This window comes from Phyllobacterium sp. NPDC097923 (genome assembly GCF_044760925.1).
Lineage (GTDB): Bacteria > Pseudomonadota > Alphaproteobacteria > Rhizobiales > Rhizobiaceae > Phyllobacterium > Phyllobacterium calauticae.
The window spans coordinates 1,497,707-1,519,920 of the sequence record NZ_JBIWBL010000001.1; the positions used below are offsets into that span (position 1 = coordinate 1,497,707).

At 59.1% G+C, this 22,214-nt stretch carries 21 protein-coding genes; 15 read left to right on the forward strand and 6 right to left on the reverse strand.

Annotated elements, in window-relative coordinates:
- Positions 1–3 precede the first annotated feature (3 nt).
- A complete protein-coding gene (locus tag ACIQWS_RS07545) occupies positions 4–1,032 on the reverse strand; it encodes a substrate-binding domain-containing protein (protein WP_223615020.1) in 1,029 nt (342 codons plus the stop codon).
- A 420-nt stretch (positions 1,033–1,452) separates the two neighbouring features.
- Here ACIQWS_RS07545 and ACIQWS_RS07550 point away from each other — a divergent pair, with 420 nt between their 5' ends.
- From ACIQWS_RS07550 to ACIQWS_RS07575, 6 genes are all read left to right on the forward strand, one after another.
- Positions 1,453–2,715 carry an ABC transporter substrate-binding protein gene (locus ACIQWS_RS07550; protein WP_403173884.1) on the forward strand — a complete coding sequence of 421 codons (1,263 nt, stop codon included), beginning with the start codon at positions 1,453–1,455 and terminating at the stop codon, positions 2,713–2,715.
- A 116-nt stretch (positions 2,716–2,831) separates the two neighbouring features.
- A complete protein-coding gene (locus tag ACIQWS_RS07555; protein ID WP_346306815.1) occupies positions 2,832–3,779 on the forward strand; it encodes a sugar ABC transporter permease in 948 nt (315 codons plus the stop codon).
- Positions 3,779–4,609 (forward strand): carbohydrate ABC transporter permease, encoded by an 831-nt coding sequence (locus tag ACIQWS_RS07560; RefSeq protein WP_223615017.1) that lies wholly within the window; start codon positions 3,779–3,781, stop codon positions 4,607–4,609. The genes ACIQWS_RS07555 and ACIQWS_RS07560 overlap by 1 nt, the downstream gene beginning before the upstream one ends.
- Before the next feature lie 5 nt (positions 4,610–4,614).
- A complete protein-coding gene (locus tag ACIQWS_RS07565) occupies positions 4,615–5,625 on the forward strand; it encodes an ABC transporter ATP-binding protein (RefSeq protein ID WP_403173899.1) in 1,011 nt (336 codons plus the stop codon).
- A 46-nt stretch (positions 5,626–5,671) separates the two neighbouring features.
- Positions 5,672–6,454, forward strand: a complete 783-nt coding sequence (locus tag ACIQWS_RS07570; RefSeq protein ID WP_346306813.1) for a ThuA domain-containing protein — start codon at positions 5,672–5,674, stop codon at positions 6,452–6,454.
- A gap of 109 nt (positions 6,455–6,563) precedes the next feature.
- Entirely contained in the window at positions 6,564–7,613 is a 1,050-nt protein-coding gene (locus ACIQWS_RS07575) for a Gfo/Idh/MocA family protein (protein ID WP_403173909.1), read from the forward strand.
- A gap of 91 nt (positions 7,614–7,704) precedes the next feature.
- Here ACIQWS_RS07575 and glp read toward each other — a convergent pair whose 3' ends face one another.
- From glp to ACIQWS_RS07600, 5 genes are read right to left on the reverse strand one after another with little or no spacing between them, the layout of a single operon-like run.
- Positions 7,705–8,913 (reverse strand): gephyrin-like molybdotransferase Glp, encoded by a 1,209-nt coding sequence (glp, locus tag ACIQWS_RS07580; RefSeq protein WP_403173919.1) that lies wholly within the window; start codon positions 8,911–8,913, stop codon positions 7,705–7,707.
- A 3-nt stretch (positions 8,914–8,916) separates the two neighbouring features.
- Positions 8,917–9,417, reverse strand: coding sequence for a cyclic pyranopterin monophosphate synthase MoaC (moaC, locus tag ACIQWS_RS07585; protein ID WP_346306811.1), 501 nt, complete (start codon positions 9,415–9,417; stop codon positions 8,917–8,919).
- Positions 9,414–10,232: an indole-3-glycerol phosphate synthase TrpC gene (trpC, locus tag ACIQWS_RS07590; protein ID WP_403173941.1), complete on the reverse strand. Its 819-nt coding sequence runs from the start codon at positions 10,230–10,232 to the stop codon at positions 9,414–9,416. The genes moaC and trpC overlap by 4 nt, the downstream gene beginning before the upstream one ends.
- 2 nt (positions 10,233–10,234) lie before the next feature.
- Positions 10,235–11,254 carry an anthranilate phosphoribosyltransferase gene (gene trpD / locus ACIQWS_RS07595; RefSeq protein WP_403173946.1) on the reverse strand — a complete coding sequence of 340 codons (1,020 nt, stop codon included), beginning with the start codon at positions 11,252–11,254 and terminating at the stop codon, positions 10,235–10,237.
- Positions 11,255–11,272: 18 nt separating this feature from the next.
- Complete coding sequence (locus tag ACIQWS_RS07600) at positions 11,273–13,165, reverse strand: SurA N-terminal domain-containing protein (RefSeq protein WP_403173955.1); 1,893 nt, start codon at positions 13,163–13,165, stop codon at positions 11,273–11,275.
- A 154-nt stretch (positions 13,166–13,319) separates the two neighbouring features.
- Here ACIQWS_RS07600 and tpiA point away from each other — a divergent pair, with 154 nt between their 5' ends.
- The 9 genes from tpiA (at position 13,320) to pdhA (ending at position 22,207) form a co-directional block, all read left to right on the forward strand.
- On the forward strand, positions 13,320–14,084 hold the full coding sequence (gene tpiA / locus ACIQWS_RS07605) for a triose-phosphate isomerase (RefSeq protein ID WP_403173964.1): 765 nt from the start codon (positions 13,320–13,322) through the stop codon (positions 14,082–14,084).
- A gap of 112 nt (positions 14,085–14,196) precedes the next feature.
- On the forward strand, positions 14,197–14,667 hold the full coding sequence (gene secG / locus ACIQWS_RS07610) for a preprotein translocase subunit SecG (protein WP_403173980.1): 471 nt from the start codon (positions 14,197–14,199) through the stop codon (positions 14,665–14,667).
- Between the two features lie 208 nt (positions 14,668–14,875).
- Positions 14,876–15,556 carry a L,D-transpeptidase gene (locus ACIQWS_RS07615; protein ID WP_346306805.1) on the forward strand — a complete coding sequence of 227 codons (681 nt, stop codon included), beginning with the start codon at positions 14,876–14,878 and terminating at the stop codon, positions 15,554–15,556.
- A 145-nt stretch (positions 15,557–15,701) separates the two neighbouring features.
- A complete protein-coding gene (locus ACIQWS_RS07620) occupies positions 15,702–17,330 on the forward strand; it encodes a CTP synthase (protein WP_403173990.1) in 1,629 nt (542 codons plus the stop codon).
- Positions 17,331–17,385: 55 nt separating this feature from the next.
- Positions 17,386–18,282 (forward strand): VOC family protein, encoded by an 897-nt coding sequence (locus tag ACIQWS_RS07625; protein ID WP_403173996.1) that lies wholly within the window; start codon positions 17,386–17,388, stop codon positions 18,280–18,282.
- Complete coding sequence (kdsA, locus tag ACIQWS_RS07630) at positions 18,279–19,112, forward strand: 3-deoxy-8-phosphooctulonate synthase (protein ID WP_403177584.1); 834 nt, start codon at positions 18,279–18,281, stop codon at positions 19,110–19,112. The genes ACIQWS_RS07625 and kdsA overlap by 4 nt, the downstream gene beginning before the upstream one ends.
- A gap of 142 nt (positions 19,113–19,254) precedes the next feature.
- On the forward strand, positions 19,255–20,532 hold the full coding sequence (eno, locus tag ACIQWS_RS07635; RefSeq protein WP_223615004.1) for a phosphopyruvate hydratase: 1,278 nt from the start codon (positions 19,255–19,257) through the stop codon (positions 20,530–20,532).
- Between the two features lie 182 nt (positions 20,533–20,714).
- Positions 20,715–21,047 (forward strand): septum formation initiator family protein, encoded by a 333-nt coding sequence (locus ACIQWS_RS07640; protein WP_223615003.1) that lies wholly within the window; start codon positions 20,715–20,717, stop codon positions 21,045–21,047.
- A gap of 128 nt (positions 21,048–21,175) precedes the next feature.
- Positions 21,176–22,207: a pyruvate dehydrogenase (acetyl-transferring) E1 component subunit alpha gene (pdhA, locus tag ACIQWS_RS07645; protein WP_346305418.1), complete on the forward strand. Its 1,032-nt coding sequence runs from the start codon at positions 21,176–21,178 to the stop codon at positions 22,205–22,207.
- Positions 22,208–22,214: the final 7 nt, after the last annotated feature.

Genomic DNA, 22,214 nt, shown 5'->3' on the forward strand with positions numbered 1-22,214 from the left:
CACTCACCGGCGCGGGGCGACGGGCGGACCGCTCGATTGGCGCAGGATGAGTTCGACCGGCCATATCTCGTGGATGTTCTCGACCGGCTCGCCGTCAAGGACGCGCACCAGCAGTTCGGCGATACGCGACCCGGCGGAGCGGATCGACGACCGGGTGGTGGTCATGGCGGGGACCATGTTGCTGGCATTGAGATAGGGGAACACGTCGTCATGGGCGATCACCGAAACTTCCTTGCCGAGTTCGTAGCCTTTTGAACGGATGGCGCGGAAAATGCCGAGCGCCGTCATCATCGAGCCGGCGAGAATGGCGGTCGGATGCGGCGTATAGGACAAAAGCCGCTGCGCCTCATGAAAACCGGTTTCGTCGGAAAAACGCTCATGCACGATGAAGCGCGGATCGACGGCAATGCCGCGCTCCAGCAATGCTTCGCGATAACCCATTTCGCGGTGTTCGGAAAAGGTGTGGCCCTTCAGCCCGTCGATCATCGCGATATGCCGGTGGCCGAGATCGATCAGGTGCGATGCCGCCTGCCGGAAGGCGCCGGCATTGTCGATATCGAGCCAGGCATGCGGGGCGGCGATATTGGTTCGCCCGTGCAGCACAAAGGGAAATTTCGCTTCCGTCAGCATGGCAACCCGCTCGTCCATCAGGGTGGGGCCGGTGACGATGATGCCGTCCACGCGCTTGCTGGAAATCAGCCGCCGGTAGGCCGCAAGCTCGTCATTGTTGATGCTCGGGCTCATCAGCAGGTCCATTTCGTGCTGCGACAGCTGCTCGGCCAGACCGGAAAAGAACTCGCTGGTGTGCGGACCGAAACGTTCGCTGCGGTCGCGCGGCATCAGGATGCCGATGGCGCCGATGCGGCCGATGGCAAGGCGCCGGGCATTGGCATTGGCGCTGTAACCGAATTTGAGAGCCGCCTGGCTGACGCGTTCGCGCGTCGCCTTGTTGACTTCAGGATAGCCGTTCAGGGCGCGACTGACGGTCGTTTGCGAGAGGCCCAGTTGTTCAGCCAGTTCCTTGAGTTTCATGGCAAGCAATCCAGTACGGTCTGTTCAGGCAATGCAGATATGACTCCAAATAATAAACATAACCAGAGGCTAAATTCAAAGCGCTTTGGTAAATTGCTCGCGATATTGTGATCCGCGAGCGGCGCAGTGCTGTTTCAACAGGGCGGCAGCCCGGAATTCACGTTCTCAGCAATACCGTATAATGCACTGTAACATATATATAATAATTCATTTCTCCATGCGGTTTACCTTGATGTCTGGCTTGTGCCGCCAATTTGCGGCTTGACAGGTGAAAGAGCCTTTGTCATTTTTCATTCAAAGCGCTTTGAATTTTGATGTTTCAAATGATTTCCAAAGCGCTTCAGGAGGAGTTTTTGAAGAGGGGCCAAGCATCGTTGCGATGTACGGCAGCCGATTCTGTCAGATTTTTGGGAGGAAATCATGAAAGCCAAATCATTCATTGCGACCCTTTTGACCACGACCTTGCTGGCTTCAGGGGCTTTTGCCGCCAATCTGGCGATTGTATCCGGCGACACCGGCAATGGACGCGAGTTCCTGCGCAAGCAGCTTGACCAGTTCGAGAAGGAAACCGGCCACAAGGTGTCCATCGTTGCCATGCCAGCCAACAGTTCCGACAATTTCGGCCAGTACCGGCTGTGGCTCGCCGCCGGCAATACCGACATCGACGTCTACCGTACCGACGTGATCTGGGCGCCGCAACTGGCCGACCAGTTCCTCGACCTGAAGGAAGCCGCCAAGGACGTTATCGATCAGCACATACCGTCGATCATCGAAAGCCAGACCGTCGGCGGCAAGCTGGTCGCCTTGCCGATGTTCACCGACGCCCCGGCGCTCTACTACCGCAAGGACCTGCTGGAAAAGTACAAGAAGCCGGTGCCAAAAACCTGGGACGAGATGGCGGCAACCGCCAAGGAAATCCAGGACGGCGAGCGGGCGGCTGGCAACAAGAGCATTTATGGCTTTGTCTTCCAGGCCAATGCCTATGAGGGCCTGACCTGCAACGCGCTCGAATGGGTAAAATCCTCGGGCGGCGGGCAGATTGTCGAGGCGGACGGCACGATTTCGATCAACAATCCGGAAGCCGCAGCGGCCATCGACCGCGCCAAGGGCTGGGTCGATACCATCTCGCCCAAGGGCGTGCTCGCCTATACCGAGGAAGAAGCACGCGGCGTCTGGCAGACCGGCAATTCCGTTTTCATGCGCAACTGGCCCTATGCCTATGCGCTGGCCGGGGCCGATGGCAGCGCCATCAAGGGCAAGTTCGACGTGGCGCCCCTGCCGAGCGGCAAGGATGGCCAGAACTCCGCTGCAACGCTTGGCGGCTGGAACCTGGCGGTTTCAAAATATTCGAAGGCGCCCGAAGAGGCGATCAAGCTGGCGCTGTTCCTCGGCTCGCCCGCACAGCAGAAGGCGCGGGCGATTTCCCAGGCCAGCATGCCGACCATCAAGGTGCTCTATGACGACAAGGACATCGCCGCCGCGCAGCCGCTCATTCCAAACTGGAAGCCGGTGTTTGAAAATTCCGTTCCGCGCCCCTCGGCGCCGACGAAGGTGAAATACAATGAAGTGTCCAACATGTTCTGGAGTGCGGTCCACGATACATTATCGGGCAATGGCACCGCTGCCGAAAACCTTGAGCTTCTGGAAGCAAAGCTGACCGAACTCAAGGGAAACAGCTGGTAGACCCCTGCCAGCAAAAGGGCACGGTGCGGATGGCGTTCACAACCTCCCGAACCCCGTTCGCACCGTTTGCCTGACGCTTTCGCTTCATCCGGAACCACACGGGCAGGAATACGAGCATGACGCCTTCCACCGCACGTTCAGAGCTTTTGCGGCAGCGCGCCCGCTCGGCGCAGCTGTTTCTCATTCCGATGATCATCGCGCTGGCCATCGTTGCCGGCTGGCCCTTGCTTCGGACAATCTATTTCTCGTTCACCGATGCCTCGCTGACCAATATGAGCGCGGCCAAATGGGTGGGATTCAAGAACTATCTGTCGTGGATCCAGCTGAAAAGCGGCCGCACGATCTTTTCAGGACTTCTGGTCGATCCGACCTGGTGGAACGCCGTGTGGAACACGGTGCGCTTCAGCATCATCTCCGTGGCGCTGGAAGCCTTTTTCGGCATGATCGTCGCGCTTGTTCTGAATGCCGAGTTCAAGGGCAGGGGCATTGTCCGCGCTGCCATCCTCATTCCCTGGGCGATCCCGACCATCGTGTCGGCCCGCCTGTGGGGCTGGATGCTGAACGACCAGTTCGGCATTCTCAACGATCTGTTCATGCGCCTTGGTTTCATCAGCCATCCCATTGCCTGGACGGCGAGTGCCGATACGGCCATGACGGCGGTGCTGATCGTCGATGTCTGGAAGACCACGCCCTTCATGGCGCTGCTCATTCTGGCAGGCCTGCAGATGGTGCCGAAGGACATTTATGAAGCCGCGCATATCGACGGCGTGCATCCGATCCGCCAGTTCTTCCGCATCACGCTGCCGCTGATCAAGCCGGCACTGATGGTCGCCATCATTTTCCGCCTGCTTGATGCCATGCGCATTTTCGACCTGATCTATGTGCTGACGCCCAACAGCTCGCAGACCAAGACCATGTCGGTACTGGCGCGGGAAAATCTCATCGAATTCGACAAATTTGCCTATGGCTCGGCACAGTCGACACTGCTGTTTCTGGTGATCGCCCTGATGACCGTGCTGGCGATCTGGCTTGGCCGCGTGCGCCTCGATGGAGGAGACCGCTGATGATCTGGAATCTCACCAAGAACACGGCGTTTTACGCGCTCGTCACCCTGATTGTCGTGCTGGCGGTCTTTCCGTTCTACTACGCCATCATCACCAGCTTCAAAACCGGCAGCAACCTGTTCACCGTCGAGTATTTTCCGTCGTCGTTCTCGCTGGAAAACTACGTCTCGGTCATCAATGCCGGCAGTTTCACCCGCAATCTGCTGAATTCGCTTGTCGTGTCGACACTGGTGGTTCTGCTGGCACTGCTGATCGCCGTCACCGCATCCTTTGCACTGGCCCGTGTGCGGTTTCGCGGCCGCTCGCTGCTGCTGCTGACCATCCTGTCCGTCTCGATGTTCCCGCAGATCGCGGTGCTGGCGGGCCTGTTCGAGGTCGTGCGCTTTCTCGGCCTCTACAACACGCTGTGGAGCCTCGTCTTTTCCTACACGATCTTCACACTGCCGTTCACCGTGTGGGTGCTGACCACCTTCATGCGCGATCTGCCTGTCGAAATCGAGGAGGCGGCCATCGTCGATGGGGCCACTCCCTGGGTCATCATCACAAAGGTATTCCTGCCGCTGATGTGGCCGGCGATGGTAACGACCGGACTGCTCGCCTTCATCGCGGCGTGGAACGAGTTCCTGTTTGCCCTCACATTCACGTCTTCGACGGAGGTGCGCACGGTGCCTGTCACCATCGCGCTTTTGTCCGGAGCCAGTGCGCATGAAATCCCGTGGGGCACGATCATGGCCGCATCCGTCATCGTGACGGTGCCGCTCGTTGTTCTCGTCCTGATTTTCCAACGCAAGATCATTTCCGGCCTCACCGCCGGCGGCGTCAAGGGGTAACTCAAATGACAGCTATTCATCTCAACAATGTCCGCAAGTCCTTCGGTACGTTCGACGTCATCAAGGGGGTCGATCTGGAAATCAGCCCGAGCGAATTCATGGTGTTCGTCGGCCCTTCCGGCTGCGGAAAATCCACGTTGCTGCGGTTGATCGCCGGGCTTGAGGATATCACCGCCGGAACGCTCGCCTTCGACGACAAGGTGGTCAACAGCCTGACGCCGTCACAGCGCGGCATTGCCATGGTGTTCCAGTCCTATGCGCTTTATCCGCACATGACGGTGTTCGACAACATGGCGTTCGGCCTGAAACTGGCCAAGAGCGGCACAGACGAAATCAAGCGGCGGGTGAACGAGGCAGCGGACATGCTGCAGATCACCGCCTATCTCGACCGGCTGCCGAAACAGCTTTCCGGCGGCCAGCGCCAGCGCGTGGCCATCGGCCGGGCCATCGTGCGCGATCCGAAAGTCTTCCTGTTCGATGAACCGCTGTCCAATCTCGATGCGGCCCTGCGGGTGCAGACACGGCTTGAGATCGCCAAACTGCATGCAAAAATGCACGAGACCACGATGATCTACGTCACCCACGATCAGGTGGAGGCGATGACGCTTGCAGACCGGATCTGTGTGCTGCGCGACGGCATCGTTGAGCAGGTCGGTACGCCGCTGGAGCTTTATGAGAAGCCGCAATCGGTCTTTGTCGCCGGTTTCATCGGGTCGCCGAAGATGAATTTCCTGACCGAGAAACATGCGGATACCTACCGCGCTCACACGCTTGGCGTGCGGCCGGAGCATCTCGAAATCAAAGACAAGGGCGGCACCTGGAACGGCAAGCTGATCCTGTCAGAAAACCTCGGTTCCGAGACCTATCTCTACATCGATATTGGCGCGAAGGACCCGCTTGTCGTCAGACAGGACGGGACTGCAAGCCAGCAGCCCGGCGAACTGCTCCACATTTCGCCTATCAACGACAATGTCCACCGCTTCGATCAATCGGGCAGGCCGGCAGCGTCAAACTGAACTGAGCATCCTCCCAACCGCATATGCAATGAATAGGAAGACAAAGATGACCATCCGCACGCTCGTCTGGGGCGAAAATGTTCATGAACAGCTGAACAAGACCGTCGCCGAAATCTACCCCGAAGGCATGCACAACCAGATTGCCAAGCTTCTGAAGTCCGACAGCAATATCTCGGTCAAGACCGCCACCCTGCAGGAACCCGAACACGGCCTGACCGACAAGGTACTGGATGAAACCGATGTGCTGATCTGGTGGGGGCACCGCGCCCACGGCGATGTTGCGGACGACGTGGTCGAGCGCGTTGCCAAGCGCGTCTGGGAAGGCATGGGTATCATCGTTCTGCACTCCGGGCATTTCTCCAAGATTTTCAAGCGCCTAATGGGCTCGCCCTGTGCGCTGCACTGGCGCGAAGCCGGTGAGCGCGAGCGGCTCTGGGTGGTCAATCCCGGCCATCCCATCGCCAAGGGCCTGCCACGTTATTTCGAGCTTGAAAACGAAGAGATGTATGGCGAGCCATTCTCCGTGCCGGAACCGCTCGAGACGATCTTCGTGTCATGGTTTCAGGGCGGCGAGGTGTTCCGTTCCGGCCTGACCTACCGCAAGGGCGCGGGCAACGTGTTCTATTTCCGTCCCGGCCACGAAACCTATCCAACCTATCACGATGCGACGGTCGGGCTTGTCCTGCGCAATGCGGTGAACTGGGCCTATAACCCCAATCGCTATCCGGAGCTCAATACGGCACCGAACACGCCGGTCGAACAGGCCATCGAGCCTATCACCGCCCGCGGCGGCAGCCTGCATGAAGCTGGCGAGGAAGGTTTCCGCTAAACACCGATCCGATCGGGGACGGCCCGCGCGCGGCCGTTTCCAATATCCGCAGTATCAATGCCGGCACCGCGTTGCAGCGTGCGGCACATTCATGTGAAGGACTGGACCAATGCGTCTTTTGATCTTGGGTACCGGCAGTATGGCCAATTCCCATGCCAAGAATTTCGCTGAAATCGAAGGGGTAACACTGGCAGGCGCGGTGGATGTCGATGCGGGCCGGGCGGAAGCATTCCGCGCGGAATATGGCATCGAGCGGGCATTCACCTCGCTGGAGGAGGCACTGGCCTGGGGCGATTTCGATGCGGTGGCCAATGTCACGCCCGACAGCATCCACCACGCCACGACCCTGCAGTGCATCGCGGCGCGCAAGCACGTGTTCTGCGAAAAGCCGCTTGCGGCCAATTATGAAGATGCAGCCGAAATGGCCGATAAGATCGAGGCGGCGGGTCTCGTCGGTATGGTGAACCTGACCTATCGCAATGTCGCGCAGCTGCAGGCGGCCCGCAAGCTGGTCACCAGCGGCCAGATCGGCAAGGTCAGACACGTGGAAGCATCGTACCTGCAAAGCTGGCTTGTCTCGAAAATGTGGGGTGACTGGCAGACGGAAAGCCGCTGGCTCTGGCGTTTGTCAAAGAAGCACGGCTCCAACGGCACGCTTGGCGACGTCGGCGTGCATATTCTCGATTTCGTCGTCTATGGCACCGATACGGAAATCGACGAGGTGTTCTGCCGCCTCAAGGCATTCGACAAGGCGGAAGGCAATCGCATCGGCGAATATGAACTCGACGCCAATGACAGTTTCACCATGACGGTAAGCTTCACCAATGGCGCGCTGGGTGTCGTCCATTCAAGCCGCTGGGCCACGGGCCATGTCAATGAGCTGCGCCTGCGCGTCTACGGCGACAAGGGTGCATTCGAAGTCGTGCACCGTCATGACGGCTCCAAGCTGCTGGTCTGTCTCGGCGATGACGTGGAAACGGCGGTGTGGAAAGAGGTCGAGGTCGAGCCTGTCGCGACAAACTATCAGCGGTTTGTCGAGGCGGTCAAACAGGGCAAAACACTCGAACCATCTTTCCGGCACGCGTCTAGGTTGCAAAAAGCAATAGACCTTGCCAATATAACGGAAAGTGACCGTAGAGAGCACCGGTTAACTGCCTGATTTGAGTATAAGAATTGCCTTGGGTTGCTCTCAGGCGATACCGCTCTGGAGTTGTGGACTGACCCATGACTCCAGAGGCCCGGTTTTTAAATCAGCGTAACATCAGGATTGTACAGGGCGAACCGGCGGCAAGGGCTGGCGCATGCGGTTCGCGGATGATCAGGCCATTGGCGTCGGCGAGGAATTTCAGCATGGATGAATCCTGCAGCGGAAACGGCGTCGCGGTCAGCGTGCCATCCGGTCCGGTGACGATGCGCGCCCGGACATAGTCCTGCCTCTGGTCATTGGTCGGCATATCAGTGCCGAGAACCGCAGCGCGCAGATCGGGCGTGTGCGATAGTCCCATGAGGGTGCGGATAAGCGGCGTCAGGAATATGTGCGCACAGATCAGGCTGGATACGGGATTGCCGGGCAGGCCGAGAATGCGCATGCCTTGGAGATGGCCGAACATCAGCGGTTTGCCGGGACGCAGGGCGATTTTCCAGAAATCGAGTTCCATGCCGCGCGCGGCAAGGGCAGGCTGGACCAGATCATGGTCGCCAACCGAGGCGCCGCCCAGTGTCACCAGGATATCGGCCTGCGCTGCAACAGCGCGATCCAGCGCGTCGCTCAGCGCTTCGAGCCGGTCTTCGGCAATGCCCAGATCGATGGCGATGCCGCCCGCATTGCGAACGATTTCAGCCAGACCATAACTGTTGGAAGCAATGATCTGGTCGGGCCGGTAGCTTTCGCCGGGGCTGACCAGTTCATCGCCGGTCGCCAGTATCGCGACGCGCGGACGCCGCACGACGGACAGATGCGGATGATCGGCGGATGCGGCGAGGGCAAGGGCCGCCGGATCAAGCTGCCGGCCGGCGGCAAGCAGGACATCGCCGCTGTTGAAATCGAGGCCGGCCGCGCGGATGTTGCGGCCAAAAGCAATGGTCTCGACGATCTCCACCTCGTCGCCATGCGGCAAAGTGTTTTCCTGGATGACCACGCTGTCGGCACCCGTCGGCACCGGTGCGCCGGTGAAGATGCGCACGGCTTCGCCCGGATCGACCGAGCCTTGGAAGGCATGTCCGGCAGCGGATTGACCCACCAGCTTCAGGCGGACAGGCACGCTGGCGACATCGGCGGCGCGCACGGCATAGCCATCCATCGCCGAGGCGGCAAAGGGCGGTTGCTGGCGGCGGGCATGCAGGTCGGCAGCGAGCACGCGTCCGCCCGCATCGCCGAGCGCAACGGTTTCCGGTTCCAGCAGATCCACATTGGCCAGGATGCGCCGCAGCGCTTCGTCAACCGGAAGGAGGTCTGCCATCGTTCAATTCCCGTCTGAAGTTTCCGCGGACCAATCGCCGGATTTTCCGCCCGATTTCTGCAACAGGCGAATATCCTGAATGATCATACCCTTGTCGGCGGCTTTTGCCATGTCGTAGATCGTCAGGCATGCAATGGAAACCGCGGTGAGCGCTTCCATTTCGACCCCGGTTTTGCCCGTCAGCTTGACGGTGGCACGCACCCGCAGACCCGGCAGGGCCTTGTCGGCATCGATATCGACGCTGATCCTGCTCAGAAGCAGCGGATGGCAGAGCGGAATGAGGTCATGGGTTTTCTTGGCGGCCATGATCCCGGCGATGCGGGCCGTGCCGATGACATCGCCCTTCTTGGCATTGCCGGAAAGGATCAGCTCGAGCGTTTCCGCCAGCATCCGCACGGACCCTTCCGCCACGGCAACCCGTTCGGTCTCGGCCTTGCCACCGACATCGACCATATGGGCCGCGCCGGTGCTGTCGAGATGAGTCAGCTTCGGCGCGGTTGTCATGCGGCGCTTGTCTGCTGGTCCGCTGTGCCATGCAGAAGCGCGTGGGTCGCTGCCGCCACATCGCTCTGGCGCATCAGGCTTTCACCAACGAGGAAACTGCCGATGCCGGATTTGGCGAGGCGCTGGCAGTCCGCATGGCTGAAGACGCCGCTTTCGCTGACCAGCAGCTTGTCCGCCGGCACCATTCTGGCCAGTCGTTCGGATACGGCGAGATCCACATGAAATGTGCGCAGATCGCGGTTGTTGATGCCGAGAAGCGGCGAGGTAAGCTTCAGCGCCCGGTCCATCTCGGCTTCGTCATGCACTTCGACCAAGACATCCATGCCAAGCGCCATCGCCGTTTCTTCGAGCGCTGCGGCCAGCGTATCGTCGACGCTGGCCATGATGATCAGAATGCAATCGGCACCCCAGCTGCGGGCTTCAAAGACCTGATAGGTATCGAAGAGAAAATCCTTGCGCAGGGCAGGCAGGCTGACGGCGGCGCGGGCTGCAGTCAGAAATTCCGGCGCGCCTTGAAACGACGGTGCATCGGTCAGCACGGATAGGCAGGCTGCGCCACCCTGTTCATAGGCTTTGGCCAGCGCGGGTGGATCGAAATCCGGGCGAATCAGGCCTTTGGAGGGGCTCGCCTTCTTGATCTCGGCAATCAGGCCGAATGTATTGGCGGCGCGTTTCCGCTGCAAGGCGCTGAGAAAACCGCGAGGGGCGTCCTGATCCCCGATCCGGGCCTTGAGGTCATCGACGCTCAGGCGTGTCTTGGCGGCAGCAATCTCTTCACGTTTGTAGGCTTCGATCTTGCGAAGAATATCAACCATGGTCAGTCAGCCTTGCTGTTGGATACGTGCACCAGCTTCTTTAGCACATTTCGCGCCGCGCCGCTGTCGATGGAATGGGCCGCCATGCTGATACCGGTTTTCAGGTCGCCGGTGGCGCCAGCGACAACCAGTCCGGCACCCGCATTGAACAGGGTGATATCGCGATAGGCACCATGCGCGCCGTCGAGGACGGAGAGCAGCGAGACCGCGTTTTCTTCCGCCGTGCCGCCCTTGAGATCCTGGGGATCGACAAGGCGCAGGCCAAAGGCTTCGGGTTCGATCTCGAAGGTGCGGATCACACCGTTTTCAAGGGCAGCGACTTTGGTGACGCCCGCCGTGGTGATCTCGTCGAGACCATCGCCATGCACGACCCACACGGATTCCGAACCGAGGTTCTTCAATACCTGCGCGATGGGTTCAACCCATTCGAGCGCATAGACGCCGACGAGCTGGCGGGTAACGCCCGCGGGATTGGTCAACGGGCCCAGCAGATTGAAGATGGTGCGGGTGCCAAGTTCGACCCGGGCGGGGCCGACATGCTTCATCGCCGGATGGTGCGACGGCGCGAACATGAAGCCGATACCGGCTTCCTCGATGCAGGTGGAAATCAGATCTGGACCGATTTCGATGTTGATGCCGAGCGCCGCCAGCGTATCGGCCGCGCCGGAGCGCGAGGACAGGGCGCGATTGCCGTGCTTGGCAACCGGCACGCCGGCGCCGGCCGCGACAAAGGCGGCGCAGGTTGAAACGTTGTAGGAACCCGACTGGTCCCCGCCGGTGCCGACGATATCGATGGCGCCGGGTACGGCTTTCACGGGAAGCATTTTCGAGCGCATGGCCGAGACCGCTCCGGCAATCTCGTCAACCTGCTCGCCGCGCACCCGCAAGGCCATGAGCAGGGCGCCGATCTGCGCCGGGGTTGCCTGTCCCGACATCATGATGTCGAAGGCTTCCACGGCTTCCTCGCGGGAAAGCGCTTTTCCCGCTGCCGCGATGCCGATGAAACGTTTCAGTTCAGCCATTCCTGGGTCTCACTGCAATCACTGGCGGGCAAGCGCCTGATTAATAACGGTCTTGTTGATGGTCACGGGATAGACGGTCTGCAATTGCATGACCAACTGATCGAGCAGATCGTCAGACAAGCGCGACGTGAAGGTATCCTTCTCCGCCTTGGTCAGCGAGTCCGGCCCCACATTCAACGGTTCGATCGATTCCGTCACCTTGAAGATCAGCTTCGACTGGTCCGCCGCCGATTCCGTAACGCCGACCAGACCGTTGGGCCCGTCGAACACCGAGGCAACGCCGCCGACACCGAGGTCGGTATCCTTTGACTGGCGCGTGATGCCGCGTTTGGTTTCCTTGGTGAACTTGAATTCGGCCGCGATGTCGTCAAGCGATGTGCCGGATGCAACGCGCTTGCGCACTTCCTCGGCCTTTTCGTTGAGGCGCTTTTCAAGCTCGGCCGTCCGCCAGTTGTCCGTGACCCGCGCCTTCACTTCGTCGAGGGTGCGGTCGCGTGCCGGTGTGATGCCGGTGACATCGTACCAGAGGAAACTGTTCGGACCGATATTGAGCGGCTCATTGTCAAAACCCTGATCGGCAAGGAAGGCGGCGGCCAGAAGATTTTCACCGAACGGAATACCCGGAATCTCCTTGTCGTCCGGTCCGCGGCCCGACTGGTCGACGGCATCGATGGTGACCACCTTGAGGTTCTGTTTGGCGGCGGCATCGGCCATGGTGGCGCCGTCGGCCCGGGCATTCTCATAGGCGTCGTGCACGGACATGACTGACGATGCGGCGAGGGAAAGCGCGATCGTCTCGCGAATGTCCTTCTCCACCTCGGAAAGCGGCTTGATGACTTGCGGTGCGGCGGCAGTCGCCCGCACGATGACCGGGCCAAACGCGCCGGTGATCACGTCGCTGACATTTCCGGCCTGAAGCTTGAAGATCGCATCGGCAATGGTCTGGTCGGGCAGGGCGTTGCGCTGGAACGTACCAAGACGCACGTCATTCATTGTCTTGCCTTCGGCCTTCACTTCATCATCGAACGAGGTGCCTGCAGCCAGACGGTCATGGGCAGCCTTGGCTGCATCGGCATTGGCAAAGGTCAGCTGTTCAATGGTGCGGGTTTCCGGCGAGGTATAGCGGGCAATGTTCTTGTCATATTCCGCCTTGATCTCCTCGGGCGAAACCGATGCCTGGTCGGCAATGTCCTTGGGTTCAAGCTTGACGTAGGTGATCTTGCGGTACTGCGGCGCGGCGTAGGCTTCCTTGTTCGCGTCGAAATAGGTCTTTAGGTCCGCATCGCTGGGGGCAGGGATGTCGGTGATGAAGGATTTCGGCATCGAGACATAATCGATGGTGCGGGATTCGCCTTTATAGGTCGCGACCGCCTTCAGCAGCGTATCGGGCACCGTGATGCCGTCGGCGACGGCTTCGACGATCTGCTGGCGGCGGGCGATCTTGCTGCGGCTGTCGAGATAGCCTTGCGGGGTCATGCCGGCATTGCGCAGCACCAGATCAAACTGGCCGGGATTGAAACGGCCGTCAGGTCCCTGAAACGCCGGATCTTCGGCGGCCAGCTGTGCCAGGCGATCCTTGGACAGGCCAAGCGACATCTTCCGCGCTTCCTCGTCGAGCACGACACCGGCGACAAGCTGCGCCTGCACCTGATTGCTGACGCCAATGGCATCGGCCTGTTCACGGGTGAAACGCTGGCCAAAACGCTGCTGCAGGGCCGCAAGCTGGCGGTCATAGGCCAGACGATATTCGACCGGTGAGACTTTCGAGCTTCCGGCGCTGATCGCCGAACCATTGCCGACGGCGCTGAGAATGGTATTGGAAACGCCCCAGCCAACAAAACTGACGCCAAGAAGAGCAAGAAGCAGCTTGGCTACCCAGGTCTGGGCCACGTCGCGCAAGGAATCGAGCATAGAAAGTCACCGTAACAGTATGAGGCTCAAATTGAATTGCTTAGGGGAATAGCGTCATGAAGGGCTTGTGTCGATTGCTTTATCAAGTGAATTTGCTAGTCAGACAATCAAATGACCGAGAAATCATCAAATCTATCGTCTTGAGGAACGCCGAATGACCCCTGATGTCCGTCCACTCGTCGCTGGTAACTGGAAAATGAACGGGACGGGAGAGTCTCTGGATGAACTGCGCATTATCGTCAACCGGCCGAATTCGGCCATCGGCGAGAAGATTGACGCATTGATCTGCGTGCCGGCCACGCTGGTTTTCCGGGCAGCCCAGTCCGTCGAAGGCGAGGCGCTTGCCATTGGCGGCGAGGATTGTCATGCGAAAAAGTCCGGTGCGCATACGGGCGATATCTCCGCCGACATGTTGAAGGATGCCGGCGCATCGCATGTCATTGTCGGACATTCCGAGCGGCGCACGGATCACGGCGAGACCGACGCAATGGTCAATGCCAAGGCCGTGGCCGCATGGGATGCCGGACTGGTTGCGATCATCTGCATCGGCGAGACCGAAGCACAGCGCAAGGCTGGAGCAACGCTCGATATCATTGCAACGCAGCTCGCCGGTTCCATCCCTGATGGAGCTACCGCTGCCAATACGGTTATCGCCTACGAGCCCGTATGGGCGATCGGGACCGGATTGACGCCGACCGCCGATGATGTCCGTGAGGTTCACGCGTCGATCCGTGCGGCGCTGACCGCGCGTTTTGGCGCGGAAGGCGCGCGGCAGCGCATTCTCTATGGCGGCTCGGTAAAACCCTCCAATGCGGTCGAGCTTCTGGGCATCGCGAACGTCGATGGTGCACTTGTTGGCGGCGCGAGCTTGAAAGCGGTGGACTTCCTGGCCATCTGTGAGGCGTACCATTCGCTCTGACGAGCATCAAAAGCGCCGAATTGCCGAGAAAACTGTCCGCTGACGGGCTTGGTTTATTAAGAGATACGGTGTAAAGAGCCGCGTCCGACACCTAGAAAGCAGAAAATACCCCATGCAAACCGTCGTCATCGTCATTCATCTTCTGATTGTACTTGCCCTCGTTGGAGTTGTGCTCATGCAGCGCTCTGAAGGCGGCGGTCTTGGGATCGGTGGCGGCTCGGGTTTCATGAGCGCACGCGGCGCTGCCAACGTGCTTACGCGGGCAACGGCGATTCTTGCGACGGGCTTTTTCATCACGTCCCTGGCGCTCGGCATCATGTCGCGCTACGCCGAAAGCCCGACGGATATTCTCAACCGTATCCCGGCAACGACGGGTGGACAGCCTGCAACCGGCGGACAGCCAGCTGGCAGCGGCGGCATTCTCAATCAGCTTCCGGGTGCTGCGACCACAACGCCGCCGGCGTCTGACGCTTCGGCACCGGCCGCACCAGCGGCTCCGGCACCGGCCGAATCAACAGCGCCTGCGCCTGCTGCTCCGGCCGCGCCGGCACAGCCTGCAAACCCTGTTCCCAATTCGCAGTAACCGCCGCTGAAACTGATTCTTTGCGGATGCGCAGCAAATGTGTTGCGCTTCCGCAACCCTTGGCGGTGAAGAATCAGTCTGGGCTGTTCTTCACGGTGATTTGCATTGAGTGGAAAACAGTCTTCAGATATCGCCATAGTCAGGTTTGGCCTTGGGGGCCTGGCAAGTGCCGCTGATGGCGCGTGCATATTATCCGGGAACTAACACTATGATTTCACGTCGCTCTCTGCTCATCGGAATTTCTGTTCTGGCCATGTCCGGATCGGCATTCGCTCAGTCCACCATCAACACGGCCGCAACGCCTGCCGATGCGGCAAAGGTTGACGCGACGCCAACCGCTTCCACTGCAAAACCAGCCAAGGTTTCGCAGGCCCGCAAGCCAGCCCGTGCAACGGCGGCAGCGGCCAAGCGCAACTATTCACTCGATCCGAAGTATCTGCCGCAGGACGTTTCCTTCACCGGTTACAAGACCGGCACCATCGTCATCGATCCGAAGCAGAAGTTCCTTTATCTGGTTGAATCCTCCACGACCGCACGCCGCTATGGCATTGCCGTCGGCAAGGAAGGTCTCGAATTCAAGGGTACCGCCGAAATCCGCACCAAGCGCGAATGGCCCCGTTGGATCCCGACCAAGGAAATGATCGAGCGCGAACCAAATCATTACGCCAAGTATGAGAACGGCATGGACGGTGGTCCAGGCAATCCGCTCGGCGCGCGCGCTCTCTACCTTTCACAGGGCAACAAGGATACCTATATCCGTATTCACGGTACCGTGCAGCCCTGGACCATCGGCAGCTCCGCTTCGAACGGTTGTTTCCGCATGGTCAATGATCACGTGATCGATCTTTACAACCGCGTCACTGTTGGCACGGAAGTGGTTGTACTGTAAGAACTATTCGTCGCTGAATTGAAACGGCCAGACCTAACGTCTGGCCGTTTTGCTTGTTTGAAAAAGATATTGGCACGGGAAAAACGGCTTTCATGCCGATTTTTTTGTGGCCAAATCACTCACAAAGGACTAACGAGATAAGCCCATGGCCCGATATGTTTTCATCACTGGCGGCGTGGTTTCTTCCCTCGGAAAAGGCATCGCCGCAGCTGCTTTGGCAGCCCTCCTTCAGGCTCGTGGATACCGTGTACGGATTCGCAAGCTTGATCCTTATCTCAACGTCGACCCCGGCACGATGTCGCCGTATCAGCACGGCGAGGTCTTTGTGACCGACGATGGCGCTGAAACTGACCTCGATCTTGGTCATTACGAGCGCTTTACGGGGCGTCCTGCCAACAAGCAGGACAATATCACCACCGGACGCATCTACCGCAACATCATCGAGAAGGAACGCAGGGGTGACTACCTCGGCGCGACCGTTCAGGTGATTCCGCACGTCACCGATGAGATCAAGAATTTCATCGTCGACGGTAATGAGGATTACGATTTCGTGCTGTGCGAAATCGGCGGTACAGTCGGCGATATCGAAGCGATGCCGTTCCTCGAGGCGATCCGCCAGCTCGGCAACGACCTGCCGCGCGGCAGCGCTGTCTATATCCACCTGACCCTGATGCCCTATATCCCCGCAGCGGGCGAACTGAAGACCAAACCGACCCAGCACTCCGTCAAGGAACTGCGCTCGATCGGTATCGCACCGGATATTCTGCTGATTCGTGCGGATCGCGAGATTCCGGAATCGGAACGCCGCAAGCTGTCGCTGTTCTGCAATGTCCGCTCGTCCGCGGTCATTCAGGCGCTCGACGTCGATACGATCTATGACGTTCCGATGGCCTATCACAGGGAAGGCCTCGATTCGGAAGTTCTGGCGGCATTCGGAATCGATCCTGCACCAAAGCCCCGCATGGAGCGTTGGGACGAGGTCAGCAAGCGTATCCACAATCCGGAAGGCGAAGTCACGATTGCCGTTGTCGGCAAGTACACCGGCCTCAAGGATGCCTATAAATCGCTGATCGAAGCCCTGCACCATGGCGGCATGGCCAACAAGGTGAAGGTCAATCTCGACTGGATCGAATCGGAAATTTTCGAACAGGAAGATCCGACGCCCTATCTGCAGAAGGTACACGGCATTCTGGTGCCGGGCGGCTTCGGCGAGCGTGGCTCGGAAGGCAAGATTCTGGCGGCAAAATTTGCCCGCGAGAAGAAGGTCCCGTATTTCGGTATCTGCTTCGGCATGCAGATGGCGGTCATCGAGGCCGCTCGTTCGCTGGCAGGCGTCGAGAAGGCATCGTCCAGCGAATTCGGTCCGACGAATGAACCGGTCGTCGGCCTCATGACCGAGTGGCTCAAGGGCAACATGCTGGAGAAGCGCACGCAGGCTGGCGATCTCGGCGGCACCATGCGTCTGGGTGCCTATGAAGCCATGCTCAAATCCGGCACGCGGATTGCCGACATCTATGGTTCGACCGATATATTCGAGCGGCATCGCCACCGGTATGAAGTGAACATCGATTACAAGGACCGTCTGGAAGATTGCGGTCTGGTGTTCTCGGGCATGTCGCCGGATGGTGTTCTGCCGGAGACCATCGAATATGCCGATCATCCATGGTTCATCGGCGTCCAGTACCATCCGGAACTGAAGTCACGGCCATTCGAACCGCATCCGCTGTTCGCCTCGTTCATTCAGGCGGCCATGGACCAAAGCCGGCTCGTTTGAAACAATATGGGGTGTGGCTTGAATTGCATTGCTCTTTAAGGCACACCCTTTTCCCATGACCATTGCAACTCCGCGCACGCCCCGACCTGTTGATCATCTGGTTCTGCCTGTTGTGGAACTCGATACGGCGCGCCAGCGTCTGGAAGCGCTCGGCTTTACCGTTGCGCCATCAGCGCAGCATCCGTTTGGCACGGAGAATGCCTGCGTCTTCTTCTCGGATAACACCTATCTTGAACCCCTTGCCATCGCACAGCGCGAAACCTGTGAAACCGAAGCCAGAAATGGCAATGTTTTTGTTGCGCGCGATCAGGCCTATCGTTTCCGCAACGGGCAGGACGGTTTTTCCGCCCTGGTCATGGGAACGCAGGATGCTGGGGCAGATCACAAGGAGTTTGTGAGATCTGGCATTTCGGCTGGCGAAATACTCGATTTTTCAAGAGCCTTCAAAACACCTGATGGAGCAGAAGGTGTGGCCAGTTTCCGGTTGGCCTTTGCCGCGGACCTGCGGGCTCCCGATGCCTTCTTCTTTACCTGCCAGCGTGTCAATCCGCCGAAAGTGGACCGCACGGCCCTGCAGACTCACAGGAATGGCGCGATCGGGTTGCGTGAGATCGTGCTGTCGGAAGTCAATCCGACGGATTTCCAGTATCCCTTGCAGGAACTGGTCAACCAGCGCGACGTCAACGCCCATTCCTTCGGCATGGATATCCGCGCTGCCAATGCCAATATCACCGTGCTGACACCTGCCGGTCTTCGATCCTTTCTCGGTCTGGGTGCGCCGGAAAACGAGCGGGGTTTGCGCCTGCAGGCCTTTGTTGTCGGTGTTCGCGATCTGGCTGCGGTTGAAACGCTGCTCGCCAACAACAATATCTCCACCGAAAAGCGCGGCTCCCGCCTGATTGTGCATAGGGCACCGGGACAGGGCGCTGCCATTGTATTTGAGGCTGCCTGATGTCCCTGAATTCCACTGTCTCCGCCGGCCCGGTTGCCTTTTCCAATACCGCGCAGTTTTCGCTGATTGCCGGGCCTTGCCAGATGGAAAGCCGCCAGCATGCCTTCGACATGGCGGGCGCGCTGAAGGAGCTGACCGGCAAGCTCGGCATCGGACTGGTCTACAAGTCGAGCTTCGACAAGGCCAACCGGACGTCGCTGACCGGCAAGCGCGGCTTCGGCCTTGAAAGTTCGCTGCCGGTTTTCGCCGATATCCGCAAAGAGTTCGGACTGCCGACGCTGACCGACGTTCACACGGAAGAGCAGTGCGCGGTTCTGGGCGAAGTGGTCGATGTGCTGCAGATCCCGGCGTTTCTCTGCCGCCAGACCGATCTGCTGATCGCCGCTGCCAAGACCGGCAAGGTGGTCAACATCAAGAAGGGCCAGTTCCTTGCGCCTTGGGATATGAAAAACGTCATTGCCAAGGTCACGGAAAGCGGCAACCCTAATGTGATGGTGACCGAGCGCGGTGCTTCCTTCGGCTACAACACGCTGGTATCGGACATGCGTTCGCTGCCGATCATGGCGGGCTTCGGCGCGCCGGTGATTTTCGATGCGACTCATTCGGTGCAGCAGCCGGGCGGGCAGGGCGGTTCCACCGGTGGGCAGCGCGAATTTGTCGAGACGCTGGCGCGTGCCGCCGTTGCCGTCGGCGTGGCCGGCGTGTTCATCGAAACGCACCAGGACCCAGACAATGCGCCATCGGATGGCCCGAACATGGTACCGCTCGACCAGATGCCGCGTCTTCTGGAAAAGCTGCTGGAGTTCGACCGGATCGCCAAGTCGGCGTGATCTGATTTTCAGGAAAAGGCCGTCTCTGACGGCCTTTTTTCTGTTTTGAGCAACAAATCGTCCTCATGGGGATTTTCCTTGTCATCTTCATTCGCTATTCCAGTGGCGAATGCTGCCCAATGCAAATTGAAGGAAAAGCCTTATGACTGCTATTGTCGATATTATTGGCCGTGAAATTCTGGATAGTCGCGGGAACCCGACTGTTGAGGTCGATGTCATTCTCGAAGACGGCTCACTCGGCCGCGCGGCGGTCCCATCCGGCGCATCGACGGGTGCACATGAAGCTGTTGAATTGCGCGATGGCGGCACACGCTATCTCGGCAAGGGCGTTCTGAAGGCTGTCGATGCCGTCAATGGCGAGCTGTTCGATGCAATCGGCGGTCTCGACGCGGAGAACCAGATCCACATCGACAAGACCATGATCGATCTCGATGGCACACCGAACAAGAGCCGTCTTGGCGCCAACGCCATTCTTGGCGTATCGCTCGCCGTTGCCAAGGCCGCCGCTGAATCCTCCGGCCTGCCGCTCTACCGCTATCTCGGCGGACCGAACGCCCATGTCCTGCCGGTGCCGATGATGAACATCATCAATGGCGGCGCGCATGCCGACAATCCCATCGATTTTCAGGAATTCATGATTCTGCCGGTTGGCGCATCGTCACTGGCCGAAGCCGTGCGTTACGGTGCGGAAGTGTTTCACACGCTGAAGAAGCGCCTGAAGGATGCCGGCCACAACACCAATGTGGGCGACGAGGGCGGTTTTGCGCCGAACCTGAAGACGGCACCGGCTGCACTGGACTTCATCATGGAGTCCATTGAGAAAGCCGGTTTCAAGCCGGGCGAAGAAATCGCCATCGGTCTGGATTGCGCTGCAACCGAATTCTTCAAGGACGGCAATTACGTCTATGAAGGCGAGAAGAAGAGCCGCGATCCGAAGACCCAGGCAAAGTATCTGGCCAAGCTGGCGGCTGACTACCCGATCATCAGCATCGAAGACGGCATGTCCGAAGATGACTGGGAAGGCTGGAAATACCTGACCGATCTGATCGGTGACAAGTGCCAGCTCGTCGGCGACGATCTGTTCGTCACCAACTCGGCGCGTCTGCGCGATGGCATCAAGATGGGTGTGGCCAATTCCATTCTCGTCAAGGTCAACCAGATCGGCACGTTGTCGGAAACTTTTGACGCGGTCGATACGGCGCATCGCGCTGGCTATACCGCCGTCATGTCGCACCGCTCCGGTGAAACCGAGGACTCGACGATTGCCGATCTCGCCGTCGCCACCAATTGCGGACAGATCAAGACCGGCTCACTTTCCCGCTCTGACCGGATCGCCAAGTACAACCAGCTGATCCGTATCGAGCAGGAACTCGGACCGCAGGCCCGCTATGCCGGCCGTGGCATTTTCCGCAGCCTCTGATACGCGTTACATTCGAGCGATTGAGATGGCGGGCCCTGTGCCCGCCATTTTGTTTTGGTGGGGCGGCTCCGGGGCAGCCGGAACGGCAAATTTAATCGGCTGTTAAGCAAAACATTGTTTTATGACCGTGTGACTAATCGGGCCATCGTGACCTGATTCCGCATCCCTTCGGGTCATTTGCCATGTGGACAAAACAGAGACGGAAAACCAATCGCGGACGGCTTGTCGTGCCGATCCTCGCCTCGATGTTTTTCGCCTATTTCGGTTTCCATGCCTATCACGGCGAATACGGTCTCTATTCCACCATCAAGCTGCAGGATCAGACCCGGCTGCTGCGCGCCCAGTACGACGCGGTTAAGGCGTCGCGCACGGAGCTTGAACGGGAAGTACAACTTATGCATGATGGAACAATCGAGCGGGACATGTTAGATGAACAGGCCCGCAAGGCGTTGAATGTATCGCGGCCGGACGAAGTCACAATTATGCGTGGCTCGGGTGATTTAACTATTAACTGAATTCCGGTTAATTCACTTTTTATCGTGCATTTTGAACGTCTTATTTGCATAGCTCTTATTCAATTCTGCATATTGTAAGTTCTGCTCCTGCTGCTATTGTCGTCCGACAAAATAACAGGGAGTGAGATATGGCTACGAGGGCGAAAAAAAGCCCTGCGCGTTCTGCGCAGACCTCTGCTGTCAAAGCACCAAAACCAATCGAGTACACAAAGGAGCAGGAGCTCCACGCCTACGGCGAAATGCTGCTGATCCGGCGTTTCGAAGAAAAGGCCGGCCAGCTCTACGGTATGGGTTTCATTGGCGGTTTCTGCCATCTCTATATCGGTCAGGAAGCTGTTGTGACCGGCATGCAGGCGACACTGGTTGAAGGCGATCAGGTCATCACCGGTTATCGCGACCACGGCCACATGCTGGCCTGCGGCATGAGCGCCCGGGGCGTCATGGCCGAACTGACCGGACGCCGCGGCGGCCTTTCCAAGGGCAAGGGCGGCTCCATGCACATGTTCTCGAAAGAGAAGCACTTTTACGGCGGTCACGGCATCGTCGGTGCGCAGGTCTCCCTCGGTACGGGCCTCGCCTTTGCCAATCGCTACCGCGACAACGGCAATGTCTCCCTGGCTTATTTCGGTGATGGCGCGGCCAACCAGGGCCAGGTCTACGAAAGCTTCAACATGGCGGCGCTCTGGAAGCTGCCGGTCATCTACATCATCGAAAACAACCGTTACGCCATGGGTACGGCGGTTTCCCGCGCTTCGGCCGAAACCGATTTCTCCCGTCGCGGCATTTCCTTCAACATCCCCGGTATTCAGGTCGACGGCATGGATGTCCGCGCCGTTCAGGCTGCTGGCGAAGAAGCCACCGCATGGGCGCGCTCCGGCAAGGGCCCGATGATCCTGGAAATGCAGACATACCGGTATCGCGGTCACTCCATGTCGGATCCGGCCAAGTACCGTTCCAAGGACGAAGTGCAGAAAATGCGCTCCGAGCATGATCCCATCGAGCAGGTGAAGAGCCGGTTGATCGACAAGGGCTGGTCCACCGAGGACGACCTGAAGAAGATCGACAAGGACGTTCGCGACATCGTTGCCGACGCAGCGGATTTCGCCCAGTCCGATCCGGAGCCGGATGCATCCGAGCTCTATACCGACATTCTGCTCTAAGGGAGGC